This window comes from Ulvibacterium sp. (genome assembly GCF_028285715.1).
In the GTDB taxonomy this organism is placed as follows: Bacteria; Bacteroidota; Bacteroidia; order Flavobacteriales; family Flavobacteriaceae; genus Ulvibacterium.
In genome coordinates, this window is the sequence record NZ_JANQOO010000035.1 from 769,123 (window position 1) to 787,244 (window position 18,122).

An 18,122-nucleotide genomic window follows, 5' to 3' on the forward strand; every position below is an offset into this window, starting at 1 on the left:
CCGTTAATTCTCTTTAACCTGGTTTTGGATGTTGAACAATTGCATGACCATTTTTGGGTCCTGCTCTTTCCGTAACTTGCGTTCCAACTTTGAGGTGTCTTCATTTCTAAGTTCGTTCATTCGCTGGTAAGTATTTTGCATCAGAACGACTAACTCATCAACATTATCGCAGCTCAGATCGGATTGTGCCCAATTCAAAAAATATGGAACAAGCACTCTGCTGTAGGCTGCTGTAATGCGTCTTTTTACCTCTTCGTTCATCACTGTGGCCGTAAAGGGATTCCAGACACCGTCTTGATAATTTTGTTGTATTTCTTCCCATTGGGCCGGTAACTCGGCAATCACTTTGGTCAAAAGGTTCAGTTGTGTATAGCAATCCACCAATTCCCCGGCATAACTGAATTTGGATGCTACTTCTTCCATCGCAGAGTATGTACTTAAGCTTGTTTCGGCCAAGGCCTTGATTTGGAGCAACGCATCTTTATCTATTCCTGGAACATTGTTGCCAATTGAGTCTATTAAACTGTTCAGTCCCTTGCTTTGGGCGATGAGTTCCTCCTCTAGGGCAATGAGTTCCTGTTGCCGTTGGTCTTGGGTCAATTTGTCGTTTAATAACTGTTGCACCGAATCCAGGCTATAAGCGGCGTATTGGGCGAGTTGCCTTATGGATGTCAAGGTATTTCCATCAAATTCAAACTGTTCTGCATTGGGCAATACAAATGATTTAGGCAATTTTATATCCGTAACCTCAATTTCCTTGGAAGGTTTTCCTAGGGGCCATAATTTGCCGATCAGTTGATCGCGTGTCACAAACTCAAGGATGTCCTGCTCATGATAATCCACCACTTTTTTAATAGGTCCCAGAAATTTTTCTGAAATGGAGTTTACCACGGAATATAGAAAAAGCGCCTCTTCATCCGATAGTTTTAGAATATTCAGTTGTGTGTTGTCCAATAAGGATTCGCTTATTATTTTGGATTTTTCAAAATGTACCTTTATGGAATCCAATTGCATAATTTCCTCGGAGTCCAACGGAAAATAGGCCACTTCCACTTTAAATTCAGGTAAAAAGGCGGATTCCCCCAACTCCGACAAAATATCGTCTATCTTCTGATAGTACAGGGTATTTTCGGCCAACAATTTGGGCATCCCACTTTCAAAAATGTTTAAGGTATCGTTTGCCGGGAGTTGTAATTGTAGAACACTCAGGAAACGGGTATCCAAATTAATTGTTTTCTTCCGTTTGGTAGAATCAATGGATAACTGCACCACTTTGGTTCCATTGTCATCGCGGTTCTGGATCTTCTGTAACAGACCATTGTTGAAAAACCAACTTTCTACCGCTTCCACTTCATCGGTGGCATATAAGGACCATTCATCGTGGGCCAATCCATTCCGAAGAAACCTACCTACCAGGGTGCTGTTTTCGTTTTCGACTCGAAAACTACGCTGGGGGATGCCATCCTCGAATACAATGCTACTCTTAAATAGGGTCTTTTCTACCTCTGAATCTTTGATTTGTTGTACCGTATAAGTCCATGGGCCGTCCGGTTTCCCCATTTTTAAGGTACCACTGGTTTCCTCCTGGGTTCCACTAATCAGCACCCTATATTGATAATCTATGACTTGTGTTTCGCTGTTGGATTGGAATTCCCCGAACTGGAATCTCCAAAAACCTTCGGGAAAGTTATCCTTAAAGGTCCCGGAAAACAAAAACGAGGAGTCCTCGTTCTCCAGAAGCGCCTCCAAATTGGATCGTTCCATGATAAAGGGACCATTGAGCAAAGTATCCTGACCCACAACTTTGTAATCATATCCAGCCTCTCCTTTATACTTGCCTACTTGTAGCGCACCTGCATAATGTAGCGTTTCCTGTCCTTGCAGAGCTAGAGGAAGGCACACACACAGTGCAAATAGCATGGAACTAAAAAGATATTTTGTTTTGCATCCGATCATCCGGCAAAAAAACTAAAATTAATTCACAAGTAATACGGATAGTACGAAAAATTAAAGCTTTTGGATTTTATGCCCGGTACAATTGTAAAAGTTGCATAAAAGTGGTGCTGAAAATGACTTTTACCAAAGTAGATTCAGATGACTACTTGGTATCCCATGAACCGCACTTATTACCAAATTGATTAAAACCAGAAAATAGTTCCATCAAATGCCCGATTCCCCGGTAATTGTGAGAATTTTCGAATGCGTATTCCCGGATTCAACAGCTACGAAATCTTATAGTATCGGCAATTTTCGAATGCGCTTCCCAGTTGCAGCAAATATGGCATTGGTCAAGGCCGGTGCCGCTGGGGGCAACGGGGGTTCACCAAGACCTCTTGGAGGCAAGTTGTTTGTAATAAATTCTACGTGTATCTCCGGGGCTTCATCCATTCGTATCCATTTGTAGTCATGAAAATTGGATTGCTCCGCAACACCGTTTTTAACGGTTATTTCTCCATAAAGTGCTGCACTTAGCCCCTCAAGGATACCTCCCTCCACCTGAGCCTTGGCCCCGGTGGGATTGATCACTATTCCACAATCTACCACGGCGTCTACCCGTAAAATGGTAATATTTTCATTAGCGTCTACGGACACGGTAACTACTTCGGCAACAAAGGAGCCGGAATGTTTGCTTGCCGCAAAACCCCTACCCTGCCCTTTCGGTAAAGGAACGTCCCAATTGCTGTTGCGTCTTACCTGTTCCACTACTGAAATCAAACGCTTTGCATCAAAGGCATAATCGTCTACCACTGGGACCATTCTTGCAGGACCTAGAAATTCCAAAAAGTAATCCATCGGATCCATCTTGCTTAAAATGGCCAACTCATCCAAAAAGCTATGAACCGCAAAGGCGACTGCGGAATGCCCTACTGAACGCCATTGCCCCAATGGGACATCACTCAAAACATGCCCATATTCAAATTGTAGATCCGGGACAAACCCGGCCGGAAACTCGTACTTATCAATTTCCGTACCGGCCGGCCTTCCTTCCCGCCCCAGACAGGTCTTACGCGATGCATTGGCCAAGACGTGTTGCCAACCGGTAACCCTACCCTCTTTATCCAATGAGGCCGCCATTTTCTGAATACTGGCGGGTCTATACCAATCGTGTCTAATATCTTCTTCCCGAGTCCATATTAATTTTACAGGCTTCTGCACTTTCTTGGATAAAATGGCGGCATCCATGGCATAATCCACATAATAGCGTCTTCCAAATGCGCCTCCTATTCGAGGAAGATGAATCTTGATTTGCTCCGGTTGTAATCCAAACAGTTTTATCAATCCCTCTTGAAGTGCCTTTGGGTTTTGTGTAGGTGCCCAAACTTCACAGAGATCATCCCTGAAATCCACAGTACAATTCATAGGTTCCATGGGAATATGGGCCAGAAATGGAACCTGATACATCGCTTCAAAATTTGAGTCTGCATTTCTTTTTGCCCTAGATAGATCGCCATCTTTTCTTTCTATGGTTGTATCGTTTAATTGTAATTGGAATCGTTCGAAAATCTCGGCTGTGTTCTCTTTTCTTGCATCGGCGTTGTCCCAAACCACATCCAACACTTGGGCACCCTTGAATGCTGCCCAGGTAGATTTGGCCAATACCGCAATACCGTTTACAAAATTGGGACTGTTTGGAGCTATAAGCCTGCCTCCATAATCCGAATTATTAAGTTCAATAACATCCACAACACCATTGACCGACCGAGTCCGGGTATCGTCATAATCACCTGCCCCACCATCAAAAACAGGATTTTTTAGTACTGTGGCATAAAGCATTCCCGGAAGTTTTATATCGATACTGAATTTGGTTCCTCCGCTCACTAATTGATCCAAATCTACTTGTGGTGTATTCTTGCCGATTATCTCAAAGGAATCCGTGGGCTTGAATTCTACCGTCTCGGGCAAGGGTAGTTTTGAGGCCTCGAGCAGTAGTTTTTCAAATGGTAAGGATTCACCCGATTCGGAATGCAATACTTTGCCCTTACTTGTGGTGAGTTCGCTTACCCTTATATTCATTTTCTTTGAGGCGGCCTGTAATAGTACATGCCTCACTTTAGCGGCCGCAGTTCGCATCATGTCCCAGTTGAGGATAATGGCATAACTCCCTCCAGCCCACTGTTCCTCATAAGCTTTATCAAAATCGCCTTGTATCACCTTTACTTTGTCCCAATCCGCTCCGAGCTCCTCTGCCAGAATCATTGGTAGTGAAGTTTTGATACCTTGACCAATCTCGGGGTTTTTGGCAATGAGGGTAACCCACCCTTTCGTGTCTATTTTTATCAATGGGGAGAATTCATGGGCGGTTGCCGGTACGGTCCCGGATGTACAGGATTGTAGACAAACTCCCGCAACTAGTGCACCGCTTGCCGAAGCGGTCAACTTTATAAAGGTTCTTCTATCCCATGTACTTTTCATATCCCGATTGGTTTAATTTCTTTTCCTTCAATGACCTCATAGACGGTATTAGGTTGTAAGTTCTTAGCTGATTGACTTATTCCAGAGGGCCATTCAATAGTAACGGAATCAATTTTTGTTGCGGTAGCCATACCAAAATGGATTTCAGTGGAGTTTTCACTTCCGTACCCGGTTTCCCTACTAACATACCTGGTCTGGACCTGACCATTATTCGATGTCAGGGTAGCCCAACTACCTATACCATAACTATTGGATGTAGTGCCCTTTAGCTGAAATTTAACCCAGTGGTTGGCTCGGCTTTGGTTAATGTAACAATCATTGGCCTCGGCCTCACCGCCCCAGTTGCATACATACAAATCCAGAAATCCGTCGTTGTTAAAATCCCCGGAGGCGGTGCCGGCGGATATATGGCCCTCTATGGCAGGAAGGGTGTTGTATACCCTTCTAAAAGAATGATTCGGTGCCCCCAAAAAGAAAAAGTTCTGAATTTCAGGATAGTGTTCGGTACCATTGGCTATATAGAGATCTAAATGCCCATCGTTATTGAAGTCGCCCCAGGTCTGTCCCTTGGAAGGGCGATGTATTTCATAGGTGACTTCACTTTCTGTCAACTTCTTGAAAAAACCATTTCCCGAGTTTCTGTATAGCGCATTTTCATCTGAAATGGATACGTTGGTCACATAGATATCCAGGTCATGGTCATAATCATAATCAATAAGGGCCACTCCGTAGGATGCATTCTCTTCCGTTACAGCAATGCCCTTTTTTTGCTCTACAAAATTTCCATTACCAGAGGCTAAATATAGGTAGTTGCGGTGTTTTGCCTTTATTTGCCCCCCTTCCTTTCTTACAAAATTAGCGACGTATAAATCAGGGTGCCCATCACCGTTAAGGTCCCCCCAGGCACAGGACCTACCATCACCCTTATGGTCTTTCCAGGGTCCCGTTACAGATCTCCTAAACATTCCTTTACCGTTGTTGATATAGAGATTATCATCCTCCCCGTCCCGATTGACCACAAAAACATCCAAATCCCCATCTCTATCATAGTCGCACCAACAAGCACCTGGTGAGTTGGTTCGGTCCTCTGTCAGATCTCCTGCCTTACCCAAGGAGAATTCTCCTTTACCGTCGTTCAAGTATAAGAGATTGAACGTTCCGAATTGGGTGGTGAAAAAGATATCCAAATCATGGTCATTGTCCACATCTACTGTATGGACCGACTCACTCCAGGCATTTATATTGTTCTCCGCAATCGCCGACCTCATAAAACCAGTACCTTGATTAAAATAAATGGTATTTCCCAAAAGTCGAACAGAATCTACTTGATTGGCCACTACAATATCGTTCCATCCGTTGCCATCTAGATCAGCAATGGCAACACCTCTAGACCCTAGATGATTATCATCCTGTTGGGCACGGTGAAATAGAAGATCTTGTCCACGGGATTTTATGGAAGTACAAATCAATAAGAAGAATACTACATGTCGCATTATTTGTCTTGTATACTTGCTGCCCGATGTATAGCCTTACGTATTCTGGAATAGGTGCCACATCTACATAATACCCCTTGCATAGCAGTGTTGATATCCGCATCCGTAGGATTTTTAATTTTGGAGAGTAGATCCACCGTTGCCATGATTTGGCCGGATTGGCAGTATCCGCATTGCGGGACATCCAACTCCATCCAGGCCTGTTGAACGGGGTGATTCTCATTTTCGGATAGTCCCTCAATGGTAACAATATTTCCTTCTAAAACAGAAGTGATGGGTAAAACGCAGGACCGAATGGCATTGCCCTGATAATGAACTGTACAGTTACCACAAATTCCTCTCCCACATCCGTATTTGGTACCTGTAAGACCTAAGTGATCACGAAGAACCCAAAGTAAAGGTGTATCCGAATCGACAGAAACGGTTCTTTTTTCGGCATTTACGGTCAAAGTATAGGAGGGCATAAATCACTATTTTGGTTTGCAATTGATTAAAATCGATTTAAATAAAAAGAGCGATTATCGCGATTCAGCAACTAAGTTACCGGTCTAAACTTAGCCAAATTGGGAGATGAAAAATGGCTTGTGCAGTGAATGGACAAGGTTTTGGTAGTGAATGGGGTCAATATGTCCTGTCCTTAAAAAAAAGGGTGGTTTCCTTAACGAAATTTCTACTGACCCTGCGTCGTGTTCCGTCCCTCATAACCACTTTGAGGCTTTGACCATTACCTCTTTCCAACTCGGACACGTAGTTCACATTGATTATAGTAGACCTATGAATCCGTTTAAACATGTCCTGGGGAAGCAGATCATGAAACGATTTTAAAGGTTTCCGCATTACAAAAACCCCCTCTGTGGTACATAATTTGGTATAGTAGTTTTCGGCGGCCAACCATTGAATTTGTGAAGGTTCACAGAAGTATTTGTTATTTCCCCTCGTTAGTTCCAACAATAAGGGAGGAGATACTTCCTCGTCTTTAGTCGATTTTAATTTATCGATAATAAACCAAAGCAGCCCAATATCGATTAGCGTCCAAAAAATGAAGAAATAACGATATACCCCAAACCGGGAACCAGGTAGCCCGAGATAGGGACTGAAATTTGAACTTATAAAAAAGAACCATCCGAAATGAAGCCCTATCCAAATTATACACGTTCCTGCCAGGAATAAAATCCCAAACTTAGTTTTCGCAGTTTTTCCAATAAACTGTTTTATCAATTCGAAACCCAAAACCCAGGGTCCCCAAATTCCAATTTGCCATAGCAACACCTGAAAAAGGGCAACCTGACTGCGAGCGCTGTATTCCCTCCAATAAATCAATAGGCCCAGAACTACTGCTATGGATATCGTAACTACTGCAAAGTTTCTGGTTTTCATTCTATTCGGGTAGAGAAGTACAATGCCTTGATTTCCTTAAACTATTTCATAAAGTTAATCAATGTACCCATGAATATAAAATAGGCCGGGGAATCGACTTTGCGCCATTCTGAGATTTTCAAATTCTTGATTAGATGATTCTATTGAAGATATTCGAAGTTTAACTGATTGGATGGTTGTTGTACAAGGTATTCTCAAATTCCTTCGAACCATTGCTTAAACTGCGCTACTTTTTCCCTGCTTACAATAAGTTCGTTTTCTGCTTTAGGGTTAAGGGTCAGTTTTAAACGTCTGTTGGCATACACCACCACGTCCTCTATAGCATTGATATGGACTATAAAACTACGATTTGGCCGTAAGAACAGTTTTGGATCCAACAACTCTTCCAAAGATTCTAAGGTATATTCAATAAGATATTTTTTGCCATTGTTCCGTTTTAAATATACGTCCCGTCCCTCTGCATAAAAATAACCGATAGATTCAGTGGGAATGGAATGGATGTGGTTGCCCATGCGGACCAGAAAACGATCTTTGTACGATTTTTTGCCCAATTGTTGTACCCTACCACCAAGTTCCGCAGCGTTGGAAAATTGCTCTCGTAAGGATTCCAATTTTTTCAGTGCCTTGGATAGATCGGTAAAGGTAATGGGTTTTAAGAGGTAATCTATGCTGTTTACCTTAAAGGCATCAATGGCAAACTCATCGAAGGCCGTGGTAAATATTACCGGTTTTTTTATGGGAATGACCGAAAAAATCTCAAAACTTAAACCATCGGTTAGTTGTACGTCCATAAAGAAAAGGTCCACAGCCTTCTGGTGTGTGGCAATCCAAGGGATTGCCGTATCAAGGGAGGTCAGCTTTGCCAGTACCTCAATATCCCTATTATACTTCGAAAGATAACGCTCAAGCTTTTCGGCCGCCAAAGGTTCGTCCTCAATAATGACTACTTTCATCCAGTTGAAGTTTTGGAATTTCGATTATTTTGTAAGATCCTTGGGTAACGACCTGCACCACCTTATCTGTATAAAACTGATAATTTCCGGCAATATCACGGAGTTGTTCCGAATGAAACCCACCCCTTAATACTTCCTCCGGCCGATATCGAATTAAGATCCGGTCCAAGTCTTCCAGAATATCAAATTTCAAATCTGTTTCGACAGAAACAATGGTGCTTCGCAGTATTCGTTCTACTACCATTAAAATGCTACCAGGGACTACCCAAGTTTTGGATACCTCGACCTTTCCCAAGGTTATTTTCCTAAAAGGTAGATAAGCCAATAGTCCCAATAGTTCTTCTAGTGCTTCCCATTCCTCCGAAAACGGTACCAATTCCCTTTTTTTCTTGGCCAGCACATAACGATATACGCTGGAAAAATGATCTGACAAACGTTCCGCCCGATTTACATCCTTCTTCATTAAGACAAGTAAGGATTCCAGACTTTCAAATAGGAGTTCGGGATTGATACCTTTCTTAAACTGTTGAAAATCAGCTTCAATTTCTTCCTTCGCCTCAATTTCCTTAGTAATGCGGTCGGTGTTTATCTTGTATAAAAACTGATGGCTTAAGTATAACACCAAATAAATTAATGTGGTTAATGAGAATATACTGTTGAAAATAAACAACTCCCTACTATTTGGGGTATAACCCAAAACAGTAGAAAAATAAAGATACATAGCTACCGAGACCAGCACTATTCCAATGAAGACCGAACCAACAAGGTATAACACCAACTTTACCAGGAAATTTTTGGGGGCCGATGGACGTCCGTACCAGAGAAGGGAGAGTCTTGAATACTCCTGTATCAGGTAGGCCAAACCGATACATACATATAATTCCTCTCCCAAAAAAGTTTCCTGTAATTGCCCCACATTATTATTGATCAGTAAAATAAGTAGGTATACCAAAGTGCCGCAGAATAAGGGACTTAACAACCTGAACAATGGATGATGTACAAATAATTTTCTCACGATATCAAGGGTAAAGTAACGGTAAAACTATGGTGGTCAACTACTTCTATGGGTTTGTCGGTCAACAATTCATAGCGCGAGGCAATATTCCGCAATCCAATTTTTAAGGAATTCAGTTTAGGACGTTGATTGGTCTTAACGTTGGACACCCTTATTTTTTTATCCTTGACCCTCATTTTTACTTCCAAGTGCTTTGAGGGTCCCATAACATTATGTTTCACCGCATTTTCAACTAACATTTGCAAGGTCAAGGGAGGTATTTTACTCTCGAGCACATAATCGGGAAATTTTATATCAAGGTTAAAGTGCTCTCCAAAACGTGTTTTTATCAGGAAATAATAGGATTCTACAAAGGACAATTCCTCTGCTACGGTCACCAGGGGAGATTCGTATGTATCCAATACATATTCATAAGAGCCGGCAAGGGAGCGAATAAATGATTCCGCTTTTTGGGTATCCTTTTGAAATAAGGAAGAAAATGTATTTATACTGTTAAAGAGAAAATGTGGACTCAATTGTGATTTTAGGGCATAAAGCTGTAGCTGAATTTGTTTCCTTTTCAATCGTGCTTCCATTACCTGTCCTTTTGAATAGATATAATAGGAATGAAAGGCAAAATAGATGATATTATAAATCAATGCTGTACAAAATAATAGGATGCCGGTTTTTATTAGGATATCGCTTTCATCGGATAGAAAAAGGGCCGATGTACCTAAAAGCTGCCCATATATCCAAAGAATTCCAAAAACCAGAATTGCACCTACTATGGAATGTAATACAATACCGACCAAAAGTCGTTGCCCCGGTTCCTTTTTCCAAGGAATCAGTTTGTCGATCAGCGGATTGCTAAAATGGGCGGCATACAATAGGAACATTCCCAAAAATCCACTTAAAACAAATTCCGTTATGCTTTGAATACCACTAAAATTCACAAAGCCATAGATGAGCATCCCAAGTAGAAAACCCGTAAAAGCAAGACTAAGGTGTATCCTCACTGTAGGTTGGTATAAAAAGTCTTTGGAAATCCACTTCATCCTACCAAAATACTCAATATTACGGTTTTGTAATAGGAGTATTCAGGTAGTAGAAGTAAAGGCTCAAATTATTGAATGGCACGAATAGCTTTTCCATAATGCAACTCTGATGAGATACTTGCACAGGCAGCTCTATAGGCTTCCTTAGCGGCATCTCCCTTGTCCCGTACTGCAGGAGCATACGCTACCAAGGCTGCGGATTGATGATGGTCAGAGCCCATACTTTTGGTAGCGGTGAGAATATGTATTAATTGATCGGAGCTAAAACTTTTCTTTGACAACTCTTTGAACACCACCCCTTGATGCATATCAGAACTCATCCCCTTTAAAGCCGAAAGTAGCGCCTCCAAATTGCCATCTTCAATGTTCTGTCTTTGAACTGCCTTTTTCAAGACCTGGGCCTTGTGATGGTCGGAACTCATAGTTCGATCGGTCAATCGGAATACTTCCGCCAAAGATGTGTCGTCCAGTTTTTTATCCAATAAGGTCGAAAAAACATTTGCGCTGTGATGATCGGAACTAATACCGGATATGGATTCAAGAAGCGTTCTATAACCACTCTTGGAAAGTCCAGGGGTTTTAAGCGCGGCTTTTAAAACCTGTTCTTTATGATGGTCGGAATTGATACTTCTTGAAGTATTGATCAGTATGTTGATATTGTCCGTATTAAGGGACCGGTTCTTCAATACCGTTAATAGTACCTGTGCCTTATGATGGTCGGAACTGATATCTTCGGTAATCGCAAAAAGGGATTTCATCCTAGCTTCGGAAATAGAACCATCGCGAATCGATTTTTTGAGTACTTCCGCCTTATGGTGATCGGAACTAATTTTACCGGTTGCATTGATATAAGCAGCGCTTGTAGCGTCCGTTGACAAAAACGCCTTTGTTTTGCGTTTAAGAATTTCGGCCTTGTGATGATCAGAGCTTATATCATTTCCAACCACCTTGAGTATGGCAATTAAATCACCGCTATTTGGGTTTTTGTCCAATAAAAGCCTAATGTATTTGGATTTAACATGGTCGCTATGCATATATCCCACTTCTTGGAGTACGGCACCGGTGCCGCCCTTTTCATAGAACCGCTCTACCCGTTGTTTTGCGCCCAATGTGGACGAACGAACTATTTCCGGAAGTATTTCGGCCAGCCATTTTTTTCCTTCGGATTCGAAGTTTTTCTCGGAGCTGCCCACATAATACTTTTTTATGAGTTTTCCATTGGTGTCGGGTTCCATAAAAATACGCCGCCGATTACCGAATGCCGATTTTTTCACTTCCATATAGCCACCTCTTGAAATGGCTACGATGTCTTTGTCGTCATCCGATAAGGTAATCTCACCTTCATATTCCAAGGAAAAACTTTTTTTATTACCATTTTTGATGGAAACGGTGGTTTTTCCTTTGTTCTTGTTTACGTTGACGGAAGTATAATGCTTTTGTGCATGTACCTCTCCGGTATTTATGAAAAAAAGAAGTGCTAAAAATTGTAATAGCATGCCGAGGAAAATTTTGGATAAATTGATCATGATTGTTCGTTTTTTGATTGATGATGAATCAAAGATGGGGCAGATTCTTGTTCCGGAAAAATGAAATGTAATGAGTTGGACAATCTATGTAGTGAATTGTACGATCAGGGTTTTTCGATTCAAAAAGAGTGAAAATGAAGCTCTAGGTCAGCCCAACCTAGATGTGGACTTTATCCTTTCCTTGTTTTTAGTTTCTTTGAAGCGTTTCCACTCAACTTTTAAAAAAAAGGACTACGCAAAACTTTAGGAATGCGCTGTACCGAATTCAACGCATCCGGATTTTCCCTCAAATAGCATAAAATCATAGAATACATGTAGAGTCTTTAAGGATGAACCCAGAGGATTAGTTTTCTTTAGTGTTTATTTTTCCAGAAGCCGACTACTTCAATATTTCAAATTCTGGAATCCAAAGCACCGCACAGTGTGGATTTTTAGAAACAAAGCGGGGAAGATTTGTGTCAACATGTATTTTTTAATCCATTTACACTGTGCAGTTTAAGATTTTATTTATTTTGTTCTGATTCCAGAAGGATTTGAAAATCTTCCCGTAACCAACCATCCGCCAAAGTCCTCGGACACAGCCAACAATAATGTGTTTTTTCCCTTTTTAAGGTTTAAGTATACCGCATCGAAAAGACCTACGGTACCCAGATAGCGGTAATCCCTGGAGCGAAACCTATTGGTTCCCCGGTATACGGGTATTTCATTTAGAATGACCACTACCCTATCGCTATATCCAAATTCAAACAGTTTGATTTGATCTTTGTCCGATGTAATGGTGATTTTGGCAAAAACGGTGTTTCCGGGATTGTCATCGTACAATTGTACCTGTCTTGATATATTGGCAGCGGTACCTTCCTCTACATTAATTTTTTTGCCCCAGGTTCGACTATCGATTACTGTTTTAAAGGCTGTTTGGTCCTGAATCAGTTTTTCCTCGAACTTATCAGATATCTCCCATTGCGGTACCAAACCCTCAATCGGCTTTCTTTCTATGGGTTTAAAATCAGTGATTTCATGGTTTTCCCTGTCAATGGTGATATTCGCAATATGGAGGGCTTTGGCACCTCCACCGGTAAACTGGATTTCCCCTTCCTTTGCTTTATGAAATAATCGCCAAGAAAGATTGGGCTGTTCGCTATGATTCAGGTATACCTGGGCCCTATCCCCATCTACTACTATTTTTACGTGGGTCCAATCATCATAGGCATAGGTATAGGGAAAGGAATATTTGGGGCCAAAATAAAGCTGCCATGGCGTTATTCCCTTGGTTGAAGGGATAGCTTGATTGGCATCAGGATTACCTGATTGATGGGGGCGTAAGTAAAAGTGTTCCGAATCAGAATCGTTTATCCTAAAATATACCCCTGGAAATGCAGGTGCATCCTTTAAAAAAATATCATACTCGATAGTTCCGTTCAAAAAGGAGACATCCTTTAAGATCATGGACCCTTCTTTAAGATATATGGCTTCCTGTCCTTTAAAGTTCTCGAGTACATAAGATTTCGCATTGATATCCCAATGAAGGGTATCCAAGGGAATTGTTTTTTGGGATAACCCAAGATTAATCGTAAATAACACTAAACCGATATTAAATAGCCTATTCATCATTGCATTCATATTTTGATTTCTCGAAATTCCAAAACCCGGCCCATGTGGGAAAAACAAATTGGTTCAAGTTGGTTCATTCCTATTCAGATCTTATTTTTTTATGACCTTTGTAGCATATGCCATAGCAAATGTTTCCAGAATACCAATTGATACAGCGATGTTTACGACGGATTGAGGATAATCTAGGTTGGGGCGCCTCTAGTGAGTGGCATAATGATATGTTCACCGAGCTAAGTGAACAAATTCAAAAACACACACAGGTTTTGTTAAGTCCAACAACCTTAAAGCGTGTATGGGGCAGGGTGAATTATCAAAGTGCCCCAAGTATTACCACCTTGAATACGCTGGCCCAATTTGCCGGTTTCCATAATTGGAGGGATTTTAAAAATGCGACGACAGCGAAAAAGCCTTCCTGGTTTTCCCAAAAAGTGAGCCCCAATTTAGGAATTATCATGTTAGGTGCATCCATTATGACCCTTGCCTTTATTTCATTGTATTCCTTAAAAGGTTCTAAAGACGGTGTGGATACTATCGATATTTCAAAAATAGGATTCACCAGCCGACCTATCACGAGTGGTCTGCCTAATTCAGTGGTTTTTGACCTAGATCTTAATGGTATCCAATCGGATAGTATCCATATACAGCAATATTGGGATCCCACAAAAACCATACGGTTAAGACCAGGACAAAAACAGGCCACAGGGCAGTATTATTTCCCAGGGTATTTCCGAGCCAAACTTTTGGTAGATGGCACAGTTCTTAAACAACATGATCTTTTTATCAAAACTGAGGGTTGGTTGGGGACTTTAGATTACACCCCAATTCCTAAATATATCCCCGAAGACAGTATACGAAAAGGTTCACTTTCCTTTTCTCCATCCATATTGGAGGAAATAGCATCAAGCGAACGGCATTTTTCCACTACATTTCATAGGGTAAATGATTTTACCCCGATTTCCGGGGATAATTTTGTGCTTACCACCTCTATGAGAAATACCTATCGGGAGAAGTGGGCCGTTTGCCAAAATGCTTCCATTATTGTTTTAGGAACAAAGAGCGCCATAATCGTTGAATTCTCCATTCCCGGTTGTGTGTCCGAAATTGGGGTAATGATGAGCGATGTGTATGTCGGTGGAAAAGAACATGATCTATCCGGCCTAGGTGTAGATCTGTCCGTCACCCGGGATTTTAAAATTGTAGTAAGGAATAAAAGGCTGAGGGTTTTCTTGGGAGACGAACAATTGTTTACCGGGGAATACAATGAATCCATGGGGACCATTGCAGGTATTCGATATCGATTTTTGGGAGCCGGCGCCGTGTCCTATACCAAACTTACCGACTTGTCCGGCAATACGGTGGCCCTTGAAGATGATTTCGAATAAATCCATTTGATTCTCCTGGATAACTTAGATTTGATTCTTCCACCACTTCGGTGAGCTATTCAAATGCTCGAGGAAAATGGATTCGCCAATTTCTGGAGTCACCAAATTGACATTGAGCTCTTTTGCTTTTTTGACTACTCGCTCTACGGGATCCGTCCAATCGTGTAAGGCCAATTTAAAAGCACCCCAGTGGATGGGCATTAGCAATTTGGCATTAAGGTCTAAACCCACTTGGGCCGTTTCTTCGGGAAACATATGGATGTCCGGCCACATTTTATTGTACTGGCCACATTCTACCATGGCAAAATCAAATGGTCCAAAGGTGTCCCCAATCTCTTTGAAATGTGGTCCATAACCACTATCACCACTAAAAAAAATAGATTTGGAATGGGATTGGATTACCCATGAACTCCATAACGTACTCTGTCGGTTGTTGAATTTTCGACCCGAAAAATGTTGTGCCGGGGTACAGGTAAAGGTCAGTCCCTTAAACTTTACATCCTGCCACCAATCCAGTTCGGAAATTCGCTCTTTTTCTATACCCCAGGTCTCAAGATGAACCCCTACTCCTAAAGGCATATAAAACATTCCTACCTTATCTTTTAGTCCTTTTATGGATTTGTAATCCAAATGGTCATAATGGTCATGGGAAATGAGCACTGCATCTATTTTGGGCAGTTTTTCGATTTCAATGGGCATTTCCGAGTTAAATCGATTCGCCCCCAACAAATCGTGGGGCGCAGCTACTTTTCCGAACATAGGATCGATTAAAAGAGTCTTATTGTCGATTTGTAATAAAAATGCTGAATGCCCAAACCAAATTAGACGTGTACCATCCTTAAAATCCGCGACATCAACAGAATCTACTTTATGTACGGAGATATCCTCTTGCGGGCTACCATTCGGAACCTTGGTAAAGAAAAACTTTCGCGCTAATTTAAGCGTTTCCGTAAAACTCAAATCCTCCGGGACGTCCTTTTTGTTTACAAACTGCCCATTTTTGAAATTCTTTGATTTTTCATATTGTTTTTTGAGGGATGCCGATACGTCTCCCCCAAAGGCTGGATAGAATTTGACAAAGGCTAGATAGCCAAGAATTGCAGTTAAAATTAAAGTCCCTAGGAATAGTAACATTCTTTTCAAGTGTTTAAATAATGTTTTCAGTGGTGCAATATTTTATGTTTTTTAATACATGGCGCTTTTGACTGCGATGCCGTATTGATCAGTTCAAGGTTCTATATTTTGCCGGACTCATGCCCGTTTTCTTTTTGAACAGCTTACTAAAGTGCTGGGGATAATCGAACCCTAGGTCAAAGGCAATTTCACTAATAGATTCGGTAGTCCCCAATAGTTTGTTTTTGGCCCGGTTGATGACATAGGAGTGGATATGATCCTTAGCCGTTTTGCCCGTTTCCTTTTTTAACAGGTCGCCTAAATAATTAGGGGACATATGCAACTGCATTCCACAGTACTGTACCGTAGGGAGGCCCAATTCAACCGGTTTTTCGCTGTTAAAATAGTCCTTTAAAAGATGATCAAAATTGGAAATTAGGTCTTGATTCAGATTTGCGCGCACATAGAATTGACGATCGTAGTATCTAGTACAATAATCAAGCAGCAAATTAATATTGGAGACAATTAATTTCTGACTGTGTTTATCGATATTTTGATTGTACTCCATGTCAATTTTTCGTACCAAATCCGTTAAGGTCGATTTTTCATCTTCCGATAAGTGTAGTGCTTCATGGACGTTGTACGAAAAATAGGAATAGGAATCCATTTGTTTGCCAAGCTCGGATCTTCGGATTAGGTCCGGATGGAACAGAAGCATCCAGCCTTTGGCATCATCCTCAATCTCCTTGGATTCTGTAAATAGGACCTGATCCGGTTTGCTAAAAATCATTGTGCCGTTGGTAAAATCATAGGAATTCCTTCCATAACCCATTGAGCCCGAGACGCCGTCCTTTAAGGATACCATATACAACTCCAACATAAATCGTACGTCCCCAAAATCCGTGTCCAGGGGAAGGTCCTTAATATTGATTAGGGAAACCAATGGATGTTTCGGGGGTTGCAGACCCAACAATTGATGGGCCTGGCTGATGGAGCTAATGGTAATGATTTTGTTCATTGGCTTAAAATTAGAGATTTTTATTGGCAAAAATATAGCCAGACTCCCCTCCTATTTTATTTGGCTTAGAACTACCTTGTCAAAAATTCTATCACCGAGATATGTCCGTATCCAAACCATCGGTTTTGCAAATTTTCCAGCTCTATATCGTGTTTTTGGCCTTTTGGCCCGAATGGCCCTAGAGACCAAAGCGGTAATTACGGAAGGTGACGAGCCGTCTCCTTTTTCATACATATCCATAGTGGCCTTGGCCAATTTGTTGCTCATGGTCTCGTATGGAGTGCTTTGAGCACGTTCCATCATGGGTTGATACATTACGTCGCCGAATTCTGTATTGATAGCACCCGGTTCTATAATTACCACATTGATGTTGAATTGGGCCAGTTCCAGACGGAGACAATCGCTCCAGCCTTCCAAGGCATGTTTAGTGGCATGATACCAAGCGCCCAAGGGGGTATACATTTTTCCGCCCATGGAGGAAGTGTTGATGATAAGCCCACTTTTTTGCTTCCGCATAAAGGGCAATACTTCCTTTGTAATACCAGCCAATCCAAATAAGTTTACATCAAATTGCCTTTTTGCATCCTCTAGGGAAACGGTTTCTACGGCACCATATACGGCATACCCTGCATTGTTGAACAGAACATCTATCCTACCTGCATTTTTGATAATTTGGGCCACTGCCTCTTTTACCTGTGTTCTGTCGGTTATATCCATTTGAATGGCCCGGCCACCGGCATTTTCAATATCCTTCATGGGTTCCATACGTCGTGCCGCCCCGTAGACCAAATGTCCTTCTTTAATTAAATGTAATGCGGCATCTTTGCCTATCCCTGAAGACGCTCCGGTTATTAGAATTACTTTTTTCATCACTTTCGGTTTTATTCCCTTTGGATTGTGATGTCAAAAGTAAGAATGCGGGTATATCAAAAATGAAACATTTTACAGAATGGCGTATACATTTTACGGATTCTGAAATACGGAATACTGTATTATGGATGGAGAAGGGACTAGGCCTTGGATTTAAAGCTTTTTATCAAAGTTATCCGGCGTATAGCATTATCTCCCTGATACCATTTTAAACCCTTTTGAAACCTATACACCATTGCCTTTCAAAATGTAAAGGCCAAAAGCAGTATAAAAAGTTTTGAAAACTCAAAAGAAATACTACCCCATAATTATCGGAA

At 41.4% G+C, this 18,122-nt stretch carries 14 protein-coding genes; 1 reads left to right on the top strand and 13 read right to left on the bottom strand.

The window, feature by feature from the left end; genetic code table 11:
* Nucleotides 1–3: 3 nt before the first annotated feature.
* From Q0993_RS21310 to Q0993_RS21355, 10 genes are all read right to left on the bottom strand, one after another.
* Entirely contained in the window at nucleotides 4–1,920 is a 1,917-nt protein-coding gene (locus Q0993_RS21310; RefSeq protein ID WP_299537298.1) for a hypothetical protein, read from the bottom strand.
* A 312-nt stretch (nucleotides 1,921–2,232) separates the two neighbouring features.
* Complete coding sequence (locus Q0993_RS21315; protein WP_299537299.1) at nucleotides 2,233–4,413, bottom strand: molybdopterin cofactor-binding domain-containing protein; 2,181 nt, start codon at nucleotides 4,411–4,413, stop codon at nucleotides 2,233–2,235.
* A complete protein-coding gene (locus Q0993_RS21320; protein ID WP_299537300.1) occupies nucleotides 4,410–5,906 on the bottom strand; it encodes a CRTAC1 family protein in 1,497 nt (498 codons plus the stop codon). Before Q0993_RS21320 ends, Q0993_RS21315 begins: the two co-directional genes overlap by 4 nt.
* Complete coding sequence (locus Q0993_RS21325) at nucleotides 5,906–6,370, bottom strand: (2Fe-2S)-binding protein (protein WP_299537301.1); 465 nt, start codon at nucleotides 6,368–6,370, stop codon at nucleotides 5,906–5,908. The genes Q0993_RS21320 and Q0993_RS21325 overlap by 1 nt, the downstream gene beginning before the upstream one ends.
* Nucleotides 6,371–6,527: 157 nt before the next feature.
* On the bottom strand, nucleotides 6,528–7,283 hold the full coding sequence (locus Q0993_RS21330) for a LytTR family DNA-binding domain-containing protein (protein ID WP_299537304.1): 756 nt from the start codon (nucleotides 7,281–7,283) through the stop codon (nucleotides 6,528–6,530).
* Between the two features lie 194 nt (nucleotides 7,284–7,477).
* Nucleotides 7,478–8,236: a LytTR family DNA-binding domain-containing protein gene (locus tag Q0993_RS21335; protein WP_299537305.1), complete on the bottom strand. Its 759-nt coding sequence runs from the start codon at nucleotides 8,234–8,236 to the stop codon at nucleotides 7,478–7,480.
* Nucleotides 8,217–9,251 (bottom strand): histidine kinase, encoded by a 1,035-nt coding sequence (locus Q0993_RS21340; protein ID WP_299537308.1) that lies wholly within the window; start codon nucleotides 9,249–9,251, stop codon nucleotides 8,217–8,219. Before Q0993_RS21340 ends, Q0993_RS21335 begins: the two co-directional genes overlap by 20 nt.
* Nucleotides 9,248–10,285: a sensor histidine kinase gene (locus Q0993_RS21345; RefSeq protein ID WP_299537310.1), complete on the bottom strand. Its 1,038-nt coding sequence runs from the start codon at nucleotides 10,283–10,285 to the stop codon at nucleotides 9,248–9,250. Before Q0993_RS21345 ends, Q0993_RS21340 begins: the two co-directional genes overlap by 4 nt.
* Nucleotides 10,286–10,353: 68 nt before the next feature.
* Nucleotides 10,354–11,811: a hypothetical protein gene (locus Q0993_RS21350; protein ID WP_299537312.1), complete on the bottom strand. Its 1,458-nt coding sequence runs from the start codon at nucleotides 11,809–11,811 to the stop codon at nucleotides 10,354–10,356.
* 507 nt (nucleotides 11,812–12,318) lie between these two features.
* On the bottom strand, nucleotides 12,319–13,422 hold the full coding sequence (locus Q0993_RS21355) for a hypothetical protein (RefSeq protein WP_299537314.1): 1,104 nt from the start codon (nucleotides 13,420–13,422) through the stop codon (nucleotides 12,319–12,321).
* A 128-nt stretch (nucleotides 13,423–13,550) separates the two neighbouring features.
* On the opposite strand from Q0993_RS21355, the gene Q0993_RS21360 reads away from it, so the two are divergent.
* Nucleotides 13,551–14,804 carry a hypothetical protein gene (locus Q0993_RS21360; protein WP_299537316.1) on the top strand — a complete coding sequence of 418 codons (1,254 nt, stop codon included), beginning with the start codon at nucleotides 13,551–13,553 and terminating at the stop codon, nucleotides 14,802–14,804.
* Nucleotides 14,805–14,828: 24 nt separating this feature from the next.
* On the opposite strand, the gene Q0993_RS21365 is transcribed toward Q0993_RS21360, so the two are convergent.
* The 3 genes from Q0993_RS21365 to Q0993_RS21375 form a co-directional block, all read right to left on the bottom strand.
* Nucleotides 14,829–15,938, bottom strand: coding sequence for an MBL fold metallo-hydrolase (locus Q0993_RS21365; RefSeq protein ID WP_299537318.1), 1,110 nt, complete (start codon nucleotides 15,936–15,938; stop codon nucleotides 14,829–14,831).
* 88 nt (nucleotides 15,939–16,026) lie between these two features.
* The gene (locus Q0993_RS21370; RefSeq protein ID WP_299537320.1) at nucleotides 16,027–16,935 is read right to left on the bottom strand and encodes an AraC family transcriptional regulator; all 909 of its coding nucleotides are present in this window, start codon (nucleotides 16,933–16,935) and stop codon (nucleotides 16,027–16,029) included.
* A 51-nt stretch (nucleotides 16,936–16,986) separates the two neighbouring features.
* Nucleotides 16,987–17,805: an oxidoreductase gene (locus tag Q0993_RS21375; protein ID WP_299537323.1), complete on the bottom strand. Its 819-nt coding sequence runs from the start codon at nucleotides 17,803–17,805 to the stop codon at nucleotides 16,987–16,989.
* Nucleotides 17,806–18,122 lie beyond the last annotated feature (317 nt).

Bases quoted from the DNA above. Each gene is read 5' to 3' on its own strand.
- Q0993_RS21345 (WP_299537310.1), bottom strand. From the start codon at position 10,285: ATGAAGTGGATTTCCAAAGACTTTTTATACCAACCTACAGTGAGGATA.
- Q0993_RS21365 (WP_299537318.1), bottom strand. From the start codon at position 15,938: ATGTTACTATTCCTAGGGACTTTAATTTTAACTGCAATTCTTGGCTAT.
- Q0993_RS21355 (WP_299537314.1), bottom strand. From the start codon at position 13,422: ATGATGAATAGGCTATTTAATATCGGTTTAGTGTTATTTACGATTAAT.
- Q0993_RS21315 (WP_299537299.1), bottom strand. From the start codon at position 4,413: ATGAAAAGTACATGGGATAGAAGAACCTTTATAAAGTTGACCGCTTCG.
- Q0993_RS21370 (WP_299537320.1), bottom strand. From the start codon at position 16,935: ATGAACAAAATCATTACCATTAGCTCCATCAGCCAGGCCCATCAATTG.
- Q0993_RS21320 (WP_299537300.1), bottom strand. From the start codon at position 5,906: ATGCGACATGTAGTATTCTTCTTATTGATTTGTACTTCCATAAAATCC.
- Q0993_RS21310 (WP_299537298.1), bottom strand. From the start codon at position 1,920: ATGCTATTTGCACTGTGTGTGTGCCTTCCTCTAGCTCTGCAAGGACAG.
- Q0993_RS21335 (WP_299537305.1), bottom strand. From the start codon at position 8,236: ATGAAAGTAGTCATTATTGAGGACGAACCTTTGGCGGCCGAAAAGCTT.
- Q0993_RS21330 (WP_299537304.1), bottom strand. From the start codon at position 7,283: ATGAAAACCAGAAACTTTGCAGTAGTTACGATATCCATAGCAGTAGTT.
- Q0993_RS21360 (WP_299537316.1), top strand. From the start codon at position 13,551: ATGTTTCCAGAATACCAATTGATACAGCGATGTTTACGACGGATTGAG.
- Q0993_RS21350 (WP_299537312.1), bottom strand. From the start codon at position 11,811: ATGATCAATTTATCCAAAATTTTCCTCGGCATGCTATTACAATTTTTA.
- Q0993_RS21325 (WP_299537301.1), bottom strand. From the start codon at position 6,370: ATGCCCTCCTATACTTTGACCGTAAATGCCGAAAAAAGAACCGTTTCT.
- Q0993_RS21375 (WP_299537323.1), bottom strand. From the start codon at position 17,805: ATGAAAAAAGTAATTCTAATAACCGGAGCGTCTTCAGGGATAGGCAAA.